At 72.1% G+C, this 11,757-nt stretch carries 11 protein-coding genes and 2 pseudogenes; 4 read left to right on the top strand and 9 right to left on the bottom strand.

What is annotated here, in order from left to right; translation table 11 throughout:
• Window positions 1-79 precede the first annotated feature (79 nt).
• Both IEY89_RS19685 and IEY89_RS19690 read left to right on the top strand, forming a co-directional pair.
• Window positions 80-913: a methyltransferase domain-containing protein gene (locus IEY89_RS19685; RefSeq protein WP_189148759.1), complete on the top strand. Its 834-nt coding sequence runs from the start codon at window positions 80-82 to the stop codon at window positions 911-913.
• A gap of 60 nt (window positions 914-973) precedes the next feature.
• Window positions 974-1,144: a hydrophobic protein gene (locus IEY89_RS19690; protein ID WP_189148760.1), complete on the top strand. Its 171-nt coding sequence runs from the start codon at window positions 974-976 to the stop codon at window positions 1,142-1,144.
• A gap of 138 nt (window positions 1,145-1,282) precedes the next feature.
• Here IEY89_RS19690 and IEY89_RS19695 read toward each other — a convergent pair.
• The 5 genes and pseudogenes from IEY89_RS19695 to IEY89_RS19715 form a co-directional block, all read right to left on the bottom strand.
• Window positions 1,283-1,507 (bottom strand): annotated as a pseudogene (locus IEY89_RS19695) (DNA primase); the annotation flags it as partial.
• 2 nt (window positions 1,508-1,509) lie between these two features.
• Complete coding sequence (locus IEY89_RS19700) at window positions 1,510-2,289, bottom strand: GvpL/GvpF family gas vesicle protein (RefSeq protein WP_189148833.1); 780 nt, start codon at window positions 2,287-2,289, stop codon at window positions 1,510-1,512.
• An 89-nt stretch (window positions 2,290-2,378) separates the two neighbouring features.
• Window positions 2,379-2,951: pseudogene (gene ligD, locus IEY89_RS19705) on the bottom strand (non-homologous end-joining DNA ligase LigD); the annotation flags it as partial.
• A gap of 35 nt (window positions 2,952-2,986) precedes the next feature.
• Window positions 2,987-4,858 carry a transketolase gene (locus tag IEY89_RS19710; RefSeq protein ID WP_189148762.1) on the bottom strand — a complete coding sequence of 624 codons (1,872 nt, stop codon included), beginning with the start codon at window positions 4,856-4,858 and terminating at the stop codon, window positions 2,987-2,989.
• Window positions 4,855-6,249 (bottom strand): NAD(P)/FAD-dependent oxidoreductase, encoded by a 1,395-nt coding sequence (locus IEY89_RS19715; protein WP_189148763.1) that lies wholly within the window; start codon window positions 6,247-6,249, stop codon window positions 4,855-4,857. The genes IEY89_RS19710 and IEY89_RS19715 overlap by 4 nt, the downstream gene beginning before the upstream one ends.
• Window positions 6,250-6,477: 228 nt before the next feature.
• Between IEY89_RS19715 and IEY89_RS19720 the strand changes: the two genes are divergently transcribed.
• Window positions 6,478-7,437 carry an LLM class F420-dependent oxidoreductase gene (locus IEY89_RS19720; protein ID WP_189148764.1) on the top strand — a complete coding sequence of 320 codons (960 nt, stop codon included), beginning with the start codon at window positions 6,478-6,480 and terminating at the stop codon, window positions 7,435-7,437.
• Between the two features lie 51 nt (window positions 7,438-7,488).
• Window positions 7,489-7,842, top strand: a complete 354-nt coding sequence (locus IEY89_RS19725; protein WP_189148765.1) for a VOC family protein — start codon at window positions 7,489-7,491, stop codon at window positions 7,840-7,842.
• Window positions 7,843-7,944: 102 nt separating this feature from the next.
• On the opposite strand, the gene IEY89_RS19730 is transcribed toward IEY89_RS19725, so the two are convergent.
• From IEY89_RS19730 to IEY89_RS19745, 4 genes are all read right to left on the bottom strand, one after another.
• Window positions 7,945-8,496 carry a GNAT family N-acetyltransferase gene (locus tag IEY89_RS19730; RefSeq protein WP_189148766.1) on the bottom strand — a complete coding sequence of 184 codons (552 nt, stop codon included), beginning with the start codon at window positions 8,494-8,496 and terminating at the stop codon, window positions 7,945-7,947.
• Between the two features lie 26 nt (window positions 8,497-8,522).
• The gene (locus IEY89_RS19735) at window positions 8,523-8,777 is read right to left on the bottom strand and encodes a LapA family protein (RefSeq protein ID WP_189148767.1); all 255 of its coding nucleotides are present in this window, start codon (window positions 8,775-8,777) and stop codon (window positions 8,523-8,525) included.
• Window positions 8,778-8,874: 97 nt separating this feature from the next.
• Window positions 8,875-9,801 (bottom strand): S66 peptidase family protein, encoded by a 927-nt coding sequence (locus tag IEY89_RS19740; protein ID WP_189148768.1) that lies wholly within the window; start codon window positions 9,799-9,801, stop codon window positions 8,875-8,877.
• Window positions 9,798-11,756: a prolyl oligopeptidase family serine peptidase gene (locus tag IEY89_RS19745; protein ID WP_189148834.1), complete on the bottom strand. Its 1,959-nt coding sequence runs from the start codon at window positions 11,754-11,756 to the stop codon at window positions 9,798-9,800. Before IEY89_RS19745 ends, IEY89_RS19740 begins: the two co-directional genes overlap by 4 nt.
• Between the last annotated feature and the right edge of the window lies 1 nt (window position 11,757).

An 11,757-nucleotide genomic window follows, 5' to 3' on the forward strand; every position in this document is an offset into this window, starting at 1 on the left:
ATTATTCGGCACGACTGCGTACGGTGAGGAACGAGTCGTTCGAAGCGGGTCGTTCGAGAAGACGAGAAGGGGCACGGCCATGTCCAAGCCGCAGTCGCAGCCGCAGGAGACCGCCGTCTACACGCACGGGCACCACGAGTCCGTGCTCCGCTCGCACACCTGGCGCACCGCCGCCAACTCGGCGGCGTACCTCCTCGGCTCGCTGAAACCGCACATGCGGATCCTGGACATCGGCTGCGGTCCGGGCACGATCACCGCGGACCTGGCCGAGCTGGTCCCCGACGGACAGGTCACCGGCGTCGACCGGGCGCCGGGCATCCTGGACCAGGCACGGGCCACGGCCGCCGAACGGGGCCTCCGCAACGTCGGGTTCGCGGTCGCGGACATCCACGCGCTGGACTTCCCGGACGACACGTTCTGCGTGGTCCACGCCCATCAGGTGCTCCAGCACGTGGGTGACCCGGTGCGGGCGCTGAGCGAGATGCACCGGGTCACCAGACCGGGCGGGTACGTCGCCGTCCGCGAGTCGGACTACCTGGCCATGGCCTGGTACCCGGCGTCGAAGGGCATGGACGACTGGCTGGACCTGTACCGGCGGGTGGCCCGGGCCAACGGGGGCGAGCCGGACGCGGGGCGGCGGCTGAAGTCGTGGGCGCTGCGGGCCGGGCTGACGGACATCACGGCCACGTCCAGTACATGGACCTTCGCGGACAGCGACGAGCTCGCCTGGTGGAGCGGCCTGTGGGCGGACCGGACGGTCGCTTCGGCCTACGCGGACCGGGCCATGGAAGGCGGGCTGGCGACCCCAAAGGAGCTGAGGGCGGTCTCGGAGGCATGGCGGGAGTGGGGACGACAGGAGGACGCCTGGTTCACCGTCCCGCACGGAGAGATTCTCTGCCGAAAGGCCGACTGATTCCCTCCACGGATGACTGAGACGCCGATTTCGGGAAACTCGGAGTCCAGGAGGTTCACAATGGTTCCCATTCTGCTCGTACTGCTTCTGGCCCTGATTCTCTTCGGCGCCGGATTCGCGGTGGAAATACTCTGGTGGATCGCACTGATCGTGCTCGTCGTCTGGCTGCTGGGCTTCCTGGTGCGGGGCACGAACGCGAGCGGATCAAGGGGTCGGTGGTATCGCTGGTAGCCGGCGTCAACAGGTGATCAACCCCTGGAAAGCAGGGGGCTTCGCGGCCCGAGGACCGGAATCCGGTCCTCGGGCCGCGGCAATTCACTCACCGTCCTCCTTGAATGCCGGTCGATTTCCGACCTCTTCCGTGCGGTCGGCTTTGCCGAGGTCGCGCAGGTCCTCGCGCAGCCGGTCGACGATCTCCTTGAACTGCGGGTTGTCGCGCAGTTGCCCGGAGAGCAGGTCCGCGACCGCCTGCGGGCTCAGTTGCATACGCTTTGCGGCTATGACGGCGCCTACGGCGAAGACCAGTTTCAGTTTCTTCGTACGTCCGAGGACGTATCCGGCGCCCACCGCGAGGCCCATTTCCACTCGGTTCATCTTCATACCGTCCTCTTGTCGGTGTCCGTCGGGGAACCCGCGGGCTCGGCCGGGCCCGGTTCGACGAAGCTGTACGGCGGCAGCGGCCCCTGGATCCGTACGTCGAGGTACGGACGCGCCTTGCGGAGCTGCTCGGCCACGCCGAGGAACGCCTCCATCGAGTCCCGGGCCACCAGGAACGACACGCCGACCGGTCCGCCGGCCTGCTCGGCGCCCGCACTCACCGCCATCGCGGACGGCTCAAGCGTCTGCCGCACCTCGACGGCGTCCTCGGCCTCCCGGGCCCGCGCCGCGGCCACGACCATCTCGCCGAGGCTCACCCGGTCCTCGTAACTGCCGCCGCCCGCAAGCCTGTTGGCCTCGGTGCGGGCTCGGAGTTCCGGGTTCTCCGCCAGCACGCGGTGCAGGACGGCCTCTTCCTCGTGGCTCACCTCGACCATGTACTCGACGGTGCCGTCGAGGGCTTCGAGCCGCTCCGTGTAGTGCTCGGCGCGCTCGGCCAGTACGGAGGTGGCCGCGTCGTCGTCCGGTGCGACGCTGCCGAACGGCATGGGCAGCACACAGCCGGCCGCGCCCGCCTCCTCCAGTACCTGCTGGTGGGCGAAGAGATCCTCGCGCCGGGGGCGCAGTTCCTCGGGTGCGTCGCTGACGATCGCGGCCAGGGCGCCCTCGGTCAGGACGCGCACGGAACGCGGCGGGTCGCCGACACCCCGCAACTCCTTGGCGATAGAACGCAGTTCGGGATGGTCGGCGGCGGTGATGCCGTAGACGTAGGTACCGATGCTCGTGTCGTTGCCCGTGTTCGTGCCGATGCTCGTGCTCACTCCTGCTCCTCTTGAGGTACGTCCGTGGATGTGGTGCGGCTTCGGTTTCAGACCATCGCGTCGAGCCTTCGCCGGGCCGGCCCCAGCGCCCGCCCGCGCCGCATCAGCCCGCCCCACGGTCGGGTACGCGCCTGCTCGACCGCGTCCGCGATCGTCCAGCGACGGGCGGTCAGGTCCGGGTCGTCCAGCTGGTCCCAGCCGAGGAAAACGGCCACAGGTGCCCCGGGCTCGGCCCGGACGGAGTACGGCGCGACCGCGGTCTGCGCGTACGCGTTGCGCTGCACGTCGAGATGGAGCCGGTCGCCGCGCTCCTTCCTGCGGGCGGCGGTGGTCAGCCGGTCGGGGTGGGCGGCGGCCGGCACTTCGGCGACGCCTCCGGCGAACTCCCGTACCTCGTCGAAGCCGTGGTGACCGCTCAGCGGTACGACGATGTGCAGCCCGCGTGAGCCGGTGGTCATCGGCGCGGACGGCAGCCGCAGCATGTCGAGCGACTCCCCCAGGTACAGGGCCGTTTCCCGCACCCGGGCGAAGTCGTCCACCGCCGGATCGAGATCGAAGACCTTGGTGTCGTCGCCGCGCGGGAACAGCACCTTGTCGGGCCGGTGGACCTCGACGGTCCGCCGCCCGGCCCGCACCCGCCGTACCCCGCCGTCGCTCACGGCGCGATCACCTCCTCCACGAGCAGCCGGCCCGCCGCCATGATCGCCTCGGCGTCGATGCCCGCGGCGTGCAGCTGCTCGTCGGGGCTCGCCGAGCCGGGCATCGTACGGACGGCGAGGCGTGCCAGACGGGGCAGCGGCCGTCCGTCGAGGAAGGCGTCGAGGACCGCGTCCCCGATGCCGCCCTCCTCGCGGTGGTCCTCGACGGTGAGCAGACAGCCGGTCTCCTCGGCCGCGCTGCGCAGGGTGAGCCGGTCGACGGGCTTGACGGAGTACAGGTCGATCACCCGCACCGGGATGCCCTGGGCGTCGAGCGCGTCGGCGGCGGCCAGTGCCTCGTGGACGGTGACGCCCGCCGCGACCACCGTCAGCCGGTCCTCGCGCCCTGCGGTGCGCAGTACCTTGCTGCCGCCGACGGGGAACTCCTCGTCGGGCCCGTACAGCAGCGGTGTCCCGCCGCGCGAGGTGCGCAGATACCGGATGCCGTCGAGGCCGGCCATCGTGGCGACGAGCCGCGCGGTCTGGTGGGGGTCGCACGGATACAGCACGGTCGAGCCGTGCAGCGCGCGGAACATCGCCAGATCCTCCAGGCCCATCTGGGAGGGCCCGTCCCGGCCGATCGCGACGCCCGCGTGCGAGCCGACGAGGTTGAGGCCGGCCCCGCTGACCGCCGCCATGCGCAGGAAGTCGTGTGCGCGGGTCATGAAGGCCGCGAACGTCGACGCGTACGGTATCCAGCCTCGCGCCGCCAACCCCACTGCGGCGGCGACCAGTTGCTGTTCGGCGATGTAGCACTCGAAGAACCGGTCGGGGTGTTCCTTGGCGAAGGCCTCGGCGCGCGTCGAGTCGCTCACCTCGGCGTCGAGGACCACGACATCGCCCCGGGCGTTGCCGAGCGCGGCGAGCGCCTGCCCGTAGGCGTCCCGGGTGGGGATCTCCTCCCCCTCGTCCCAGCGAGGCAGTTCGAGGTGTCCGGTCCGCACGGCGTGCAGTGCCCGGGCGGCGCGCGGCTCGGGCGCCCGGACGCGGAGGTCGCGGGGGCCGCCGAGTTCGGCGATCGCCTCGTCGGCGTCCGGAAGCGGTTTGCCGTGCGTTCCCTCGCGGTCCTCGACGGCCGCGACGCCCTTGCCCTTGAGGGTGCGCGCGAGGATGACGACAGGCTGCCCGGTCGTGGACCGGGCCTCGCCGTAGGCGCGGTCGATGGCGTCGACATCGTGTCCGTCGATCTGGACGGTGTGCCAGCCGAAGGCCTTGAACCGGCGGGCGTAGGCGTCGAGATCGTGCCCGTGCCGGGTCGGGCCGCGCTGCCCGAGCCGGTTGACGTCGACAACGACGGTCAGATTGTCGAGGTGCTCGTACGAGGCGTGCTCGGCGGCCTCCCACACCGAGCCCTCGGCCAGCTCGCTGTCCCCGCACAGCACCCACACCCGGTATCCGGTGCGGTCGAGCCGCTTCCCGGCCAGCGCGATGCCGACGGACACGGGCAGCCCCTGGCCGAGCGATCCGGTGGCCGTCTCGACCCACGGCAGCCGCCGGGGTGTCGGATGCCCTTCGAGCCTGCTGCCGAGCCCGCGGTAGGTGAGCAGTTCGGCGTCGTCGATGGCGCCAACCGCCTTGTAGGCGGCGTAGAGCAGCGGCGAGGCATGCCCCTTGGAGAGGACGAAACGGTCGTTGCCGGGGTGGGTCGGGCGGTCGAAGTCGTAGCGGAAGTGGCGGGCCAGGAGTACGGCCATCAGATCGGCGGCGGACATGGACGAGGTCGGATGCCCGGAGTTCGCGGCGGCCGAGGCGCGGACGCTGTCGACGCGCAACTGCTGGCCCAGCTCGGCGAGTTCGGCGGTGCTGTGCAGGGGTCCGGCGGTGTTCACGACTCTCCTTCCGAGGGGGTGGACTGTTCCGCGGCCCGTCGCGGGGACTGTTTGGGAACGTGTCCCGGGGGCTTTCGCCCGTCGTCCGGCATCCGCGCCAGCTCGGGCGAAGCCGTGTCCAACGGGACCGACCAGGACCGCACGAGCCCCAACTGCACGCCCTGGCGCGGGAGTACGGCGTCCAGCAGCCAGTCGGCCGCGACCCGCACCCGGTTTCCGGGCATCGCCGCGAGGTGGTAGCCGCGGGTGACCGCACCGGCGAGCGGCCCGGACAGTGAGACGCCGAGCGGGTTGGCGGCGGCCTTTACCCCGCCCAGATCCACGACGAACCCCAGGTCACGGTGGCGGTAGGCGCGCCGGGAGCAGATGCCGAGCGAGGCCGCGACATTGCGGGCCGCGACATTGCCCTGGCGCCAGGCGTGCTGCGCTGTCATCCCCGTGAACTCACCGGGCTTGTTCAGGTCGGGCACAGCGGCGGCGTCCCCACACGCGAACACCTCGGGACGGCCCGGGACTTGGAGGAACGGGTCGACGATCAGGCGTCCGCGCTCCAGGGGCTGCCCGATGCTCTCGACCAGGGGATCCGGTCGGACCCCGACGCACCACACCAGGGTGCGCGACTCGACGAACTCCCCGTCGGACAACAGGACTCCACCGGGTGTGGCCTCCTTCACGGAGGTTCCCGTGCGGACGTCGACGCCCCGCTCACGCAGCACCCGGTCGGCCGTGCGCGCCAGTTTCTCGTCCAGCTGGGGCAGGATGCGCGGCGCGGTGTCCAGCAGCAGCCAGCGTGGCCGTATCCCCTCGCGCAGGGGCTGCTTGCGCACCAGCGCGTCGGTGAGCAACTGCCCCTGCGCGGCGACTTCGGTACCGGTGTAGCCGGCGCCGACCACGACGAACGTACAGCGGGCCGCGCAGCTCTTGGGATCGTCGGCGGCAGCCGCCAGTTCGACCTGGCGGATCACGTGGTCGCGGTGGTACAGCGCCTCGGGCAGACCGCGGAAGCCATGGGCGTTCTCGGCGACGCCGGGCACGGGCAGCAGTTTGTTGACGCTGCCGACGGCGAGGACGAGCCGGTCGTAGCCGAGGGTTCCGCTCTCGCCCTCGGGGTCCGTGTAGCGCACGGTGCGCGCGTCGAGGTCGATGCCGTCGGCGTCGGCCTCGCCGAGCACGAGGCGCACCCGGGGCAGGGTGCCGGGGAGGGAGACGGTGATCCGGCGCGGTTCCAGGACACCGGCGGCGACCTGGGGCAGCAGGGGCAGATACAGGAAGTGGTCGGTCGGGTTGAGCAGGGTGATGTCGGCCTTCTGCCGGGTCAGCCGGGCCAGGGTGCGGGCCGTCTGGTACCCGGCGAAGCCCGCGCCGACGATCAGGATGCGGGGTCGACTCACGTTTTCGCCTCCGGCGAGGTCGCGCGTACAGAACCTTCGGTCAGTCGTGCGAACGCCGTCGTGGACGACGTACGGAGCTATTCGCGTCCCCCTGACCAGGGCACCCAAACGTCCGCCGGGGCGCGGTTCCGCCGACCAGGGTCCGATGTCCGCGCGCTGGTTTCCCCGCTGTCCGCTGGGTACCCGGAGCAGGCCCCGACCCGCCCTTTTATCCGGAGGTGCTACCCCATGCCCGAATACGGCTACTTCCTCGCGTGCGAGGAATTCGGCCCGGCGGAACTCGTCGAGCAGGCGAGGCAGGCCGAACAGGCCGGTTTCCAGGCGCTGTGGATCTCGGACCACTACCACCCCTGGAACGACGCCCAGGGCCAGAGCCCCTTCGTGTGGTCCGTGATCGGCGCGCTGTCGCAGGCGGTGTCGCTGCCCATCGAGACCGCCGTGACCTGCCCGACCGTGCGGATGCACCCGGCGGTGGTGGCGCAGGCCGCGGCGACGAGCGCGGTGATGACGGACGGCCGGTTCCGGCTCGGCGTCGGCACCGGCGAGGCGCTGAACGAACACATCCTCGGCGACCAGTGGCCGCCCGCGCACACCCGCCTGGAGATGCTGGAGGAGGCGATCCAGGTGATGCGCCGCCTCTTCACCGGTGAGGAGGTCAACCACCGCGGCGCCCACTACACCGTGGAGAACGCCCGCCTGTACACCGTCCCGGACGAGCCCGTCCCGATCGACGTCTCCGGCTTCGGCCCCCAGGCCACGGCGCTCGCCGCCCGTGTGGGCGACGGCTACATCACCATGGGCCCCGACGAGGACCTCACGACCCAGTTCCGCAAGGGCGGCGGGGGCTCGGGACTCGTCAGCGGCGGCACGAAGGTCTGCTACGGCCCCGACCGCGAGGAGGCCGTCCGTACGGTGCACAAGCTGTGGTCCAACCAGCTGCTGCCCGGCGAGATGGCCCAGATCCTGCCCACACCGCGCCACTTCGAGCAACTGGAGCCGCTGGTCACCGAGTCGATGGTGAGCGAGAGCACGGTCTGCGGCCCCGACGTGGACGAACACGTCTCGGAACTCTCCGCCTTCGCGGACGCGGGCTTCGACCGGGTCTACGTCAGCCAGATCGGCCCCGACCAGCGCGGCTTCTTCGACTTCTACCGTACGAAGGTGCTGCCCCAGCTGTCGGGCGGCTGAGGAGAGCGGAACGATCTCCCTTCCCCGCCGACCCCAACTACCCTTGTCCCCATGGACATTCTGGGAGCCACGCTGCGCGTCTGCGTCGACGACCTGGAGACCTCGGTCCCCTTCTACGAGCGGCTCGCGGGCGACAGAGCCCAGCACTTCGAGCGCGGCGGGGTCTCCGTCGCCGCGGTCGGCTGCTTCCTGCTGATGAGCGGTCCCGAGGCCGAGCTCGACGTGCTGCGCAAGATCGTGGCGACGATCGCGGTGACGGACGTCGACGAGGCCCACCGGGTCCTCACCGAGTCGGGCGCCCGCGTCCTGGCGGGCCCGGTGGCGACCCCGGCGGGTCGCAACCTGATCGCCCTGCATCCGGACGGTTCGGTGTACGAGTACGCGGACCGCCGTACGGAGCGGTAGCGCCCGAAGGGGCGCGGGGCTGTATCGATCAGCGGCTCCGCCGCGGGGCGCGACCAGCCACGACGTATCCGCGCACAACCGCCCACCGGCCTGCGGCGTGGCTCAGCGCTCGCGCATGTCCGAGGTGATCGCCCACCGTTCGTGGTCCCGCCAGGCGCCGTCGATGTAGAGGAACTCCGGCGAGAAGCCCTCCAGCCGGAAGCCGCAGCGCCGGGCGAGGGCGATCGAGGCGGCGTTGCCGGGCTGCACGTTGATCTCCAGCCGGTGCAGCCGCAGCGGCGGCCCGAAGGCGTACCGCACGACGAGATCGAGCCCTTCGCCCATCAGCCCCTTCCCGGCCGCGTGCGCGAACGCCCCGTATCCGAGGGCGCCGCACAGAAAGCCGCCCTGGACGATGTTGTTGATGTTGATGAACCCGGCGACGGCGCCAGCGCTGCCCTTCTCACACACGAGGAACCCGGCCTTGGTCGGATCCTCGATCAGCCGCCCCGCGTACGAGGCATAGGCGTCCGGGCTCGCCGGCGGAGCCAGCCAGGGGTGGTGCAGTTCCCGGCTCTCCCGCACCCGGGCGATGAACTCACCGCCGTCCTCGTAGGCGAACGGACGTATGCCCACGCGGGGCCCTTCGGCGAGATATCCACGGTGCACAGACACTCGGCCACCTTACGCGCGGCCCTTGTTCACCTCCGGCGGCGCATGAAATAGGCCCCGCAGAGGGCGCCGGTGACCGCCGTGCCGAGCAACGCCATCCACAGGGGCATGGTCACTTCGGGGATCAGCAGCCGGATCCTGGTGGCGCGGGTGTTCTCGAAGATGAAGATCAGGGCGAGCAGGGCGAGCGCCCCGACGGCGATCCGGGCGGGCGTCAGCAGCCCTCGCGCACCACCGGTCCCGCCACCGGCGTTGCCACGGCTCTCGGAGGTCTTCGGGCTCATGAGGCCAGCATGAGCCGTGCCAGGGCCTCCCGCGCGCCCGGGGGCCGCCGGACGGGTGACGGGTAACGGGCACCGACCGAGGGCCGACCCGCACTCCTCACCGCAGCGCCGGCTCCTCCAGCGTCAGTGTCCCCGCGTCCGCGTCCAGTTCGGCGCCCACTCCGAACGGGATCGTCAGCGCCCCGTCGCAGTGCCCGAACCCGAACCCCTCCACCACCGGCACCCCGAGCCCGCCGAGCCGGTCGGCGAACACGGCGCGCAGCCCGTCGTACGGACCGCACCGCTCCCACGAGCCGAGCGCGACCCCGGCGACGCCGTCGAGCCAGCCGGTGCGCAGCAACTGGGTGAGGGTCCGGTCGATCCGGTACGCGCTCTCCCCCACGTCCTCGATCATGAGCAGCCCGCCGCGCGCACCGGGCCGGGCGTGCGGGGTGCCCTGTTCGGCGGCGAGGATGGCCAGACAACCGCCGAGGGCGACGCCCCGGGCCCGCCCGGGTACCAGCGCCGAACCTGCTGCGGCATGGATGACCCGTACCGCCTCCGGATCGAACAGCGTGTCCCGCAGGTGTTCCTGCGCCCGCGCGTTCTTGAGGAAGTCGACGGCGGACGCCATCGGCCCGTGGAGCGTGACGAGTCCCAGGCGGGCCGCGAACGCCTCGTGCAGCGCGGTGACGTCGCTGTAGCCGACGAGCACCTTGGGCCCGGCCGCGCGCAGCGCGTCCCAGTCGAGCAGGTCGGCCATGCGCTGCGCGCCGTAGCCGCCGCGGGCGCACAGCACCGCGTCGACCCCGGGGTCGCACCAGGCCGCCTGGAAGTCGGCGGCCCGGTCGGCGTCCGTCCCCGCCAGGTAGTCGAACTCCCCGTGCCGGTCGAGGACATGGGGGGCGACGACGGGGTCGAGGTCCCAGCCGCGCAGGATGTCGAGCCCGGCCTGCAGCCGCTCCTCGCGGACAGGTCCACTGGGCGCGACGACGGCCACCCGGGCGCCGGGGGTGAGCCGCGACGGCCTTGCCAGCGGCTTCACTTGACGAGTTCCAGGGTCGGGATGCCCGGCGGGGTGAGGCCGAAGACCTGCGCGTACAGGGAGAGTTCTGCCTCCAGGACGCGTACGGTCGTGTCCGCCCGCCGGAAGCCGTGCCCCTCCCCCTCGAACGCGATGTACCGGTGCGGCACGCGCCGTCCCTCCGCCGCGAGCCGGGCGAGGAACCGCTCGCACTGCACGGGCGGGCAGATCACGTCGTCCAGCCCCTGCAGCAGCAGGAAGGGCGCGGTGATGTCGGCGGCGTGCTCGGCGGGCGAACGCTCCAGATAGCGGCCCGGGACCTCGGCCAGCGGACCGACCAGGGACTCCAGGTACTGCGACTCGAAGTCGTGGGTCTCCCCCGAGCCCCAGCCCGCCAGGTCGAGGATCGGGTAGAGGATCGTGCCGCAGGCGTAGACGTCGGTGCCGGCGAGGGAGGCCGCCGCGGTCCAGCCGCCCGCGCTGCCGCCCCGGACGGCGAGCCGGGCGCGGTCGGCGGTGCCCTCTGCGGCGAGGGCGAGGGCGACGGCCGCGCAGTCCTCGACGTCGACGACGCCCCACTGTTCGCGCAGCCGGTTGCGGTACTCGCGCCCGTGCCCCGTCGAGCCGCCGTAGTTGACGTCGGCGACACCGATGCCCCGCGAGGTGAAGTAGGCGATCTCCAGGTCGAGCACGAGCGGCGCCCTCCCGGTCGGCCCGCCGTGCGCCCACACGACGTACGGGGGCAGCTCGTCGCCGGGCGCCATGTACCCGGGGTGGTGCGGCGGATAGATGTGCGCGTGGATGTCCCGGCCCTCCGGGCCGGTGAAGGTGCGGATCTGCGGCTCGGGGTAGTGCACGGGGTCGACCGGGTCCCGGTGGGCGGCGCCGATGACCCGGGCCCGTCCCGTACGGGTGTCCAGCTCGACGACCTCGGCCGCGCTGCGCGGGCTGGCCCCGACGGCGACGACCTGATCCCCGTGCGCGGCGAGGGTGGCCCCGAACTCGGTCCAGGGGCCGGCCGCGTCGACGACATCGCCGGTCTCGGGGTCCAGGATCCCGAGCGAGGTCGCCCCGCGCCCGTGCACGACCGCGACGAGGCCGCCCTCCAGCGGGGCGAACCAGCGCTGCCCGACCTTCCACAGCGGCCCGCCGAACTCCTCCGGCCGGGGGCACACGGGCAGGTCGTCCCGGTAGAGGTTCCACCAGCCGGAGCGGTCACTGACGTACAGCAGCGCTCCGTCGCCCGCCCAGTCCACCTGCGCGATCGACTCCTCGGTCCCTCCGGCGACCGTCCGGGCACCGCTCAGCGTGCCGTCGGCGCCCACCTCCGCGACCACCAGTTCGGTCCCGTCCCAGGGCATCCGCGGATGGTCCCAGGCGAGCCAGGCCGCGCGCCGCCCGTCGGGCGAGATCCGGGGTCCGGTGACGAACCGGTGCCGGTCGTCGGTGAGTTCGCGTACGGCGCCGCGTTCCTCGGCGGCCGATCCGTCCAGCGGTACGGCGGCGAGCACACGCCGTACATCGGTGGGCCCTTCGCCGGTGAACTCCTCCAGTACGCACCAGACTTCACCCAGTTCGAGCCGCAACTGCGGATCCACCCAGCGCAGTCCGCCGCCGACCGGGGACAACGGCGTGAGCGGGCGCGGCTCCTGACCCTCCTGAAGGCGGTACAGCCGCTGATCGGCGAAGTTGACGAACACGACCAGCGGACCGCCGTCGCGCACGGCTCCGGCCCACGGATGGCCGCCGTACTCCATGACCCGGCTGCGCACGTTCCACGGCGCGTCCAGGACCGACTCCTGGGAGCCGTCGGCGCGCCGTCGCACCAGGGTGCGCCGGCCGTCCTCGGTGGGCCGGGGCTCGGTCCACCAGGCCTCGTCGCCGACGAAGCCCACGCAATCGGGGGACCCGTCGTGCTCGGCGGCGATCGCCGCGTCGATGGGCGAGAGCCATGATCCGTACGGCAGTGTCTGCACT

It is taken from the genome of Streptomyces lacrimifluminis (genome assembly GCF_014646095.1).
Lineage (GTDB): Bacteria > Actinomycetota > Actinomycetes > Streptomycetales > Streptomycetaceae > Streptomyces > Streptomyces lacrimifluminis.

What these genes read in the sequence shown, in the direction of transcription:
- IEY89_RS19720 (WP_189148764.1), top strand. Translation starts at nt 6,478, where the DNA reads ATGCCCGAATACGGCTACTTCCTCGCGTGCGAGGAATTCGGCCCGGCG.
- IEY89_RS19690 (WP_189148760.1), top strand. Translation starts at nt 974, where the DNA reads ATGGTTCCCATTCTGCTCGTACTGCTTCTGGCCCTGATTCTCTTCGGC.
- IEY89_RS19725 (WP_189148765.1), top strand. Translation starts at nt 7,489, where the DNA reads ATGGACATTCTGGGAGCCACGCTGCGCGTCTGCGTCGACGACCTGGAG.
- IEY89_RS19735 (WP_189148767.1), bottom strand. Translation starts at nt 8,777, where the DNA reads ATGAGCCCGAAGACCTCCGAGAGCCGTGGCAACGCCGGTGGCGGGACC.
- IEY89_RS19685 (WP_189148759.1), top strand. Translation starts at nt 80, where the DNA reads ATGTCCAAGCCGCAGTCGCAGCCGCAGGAGACCGCCGTCTACACGCAC.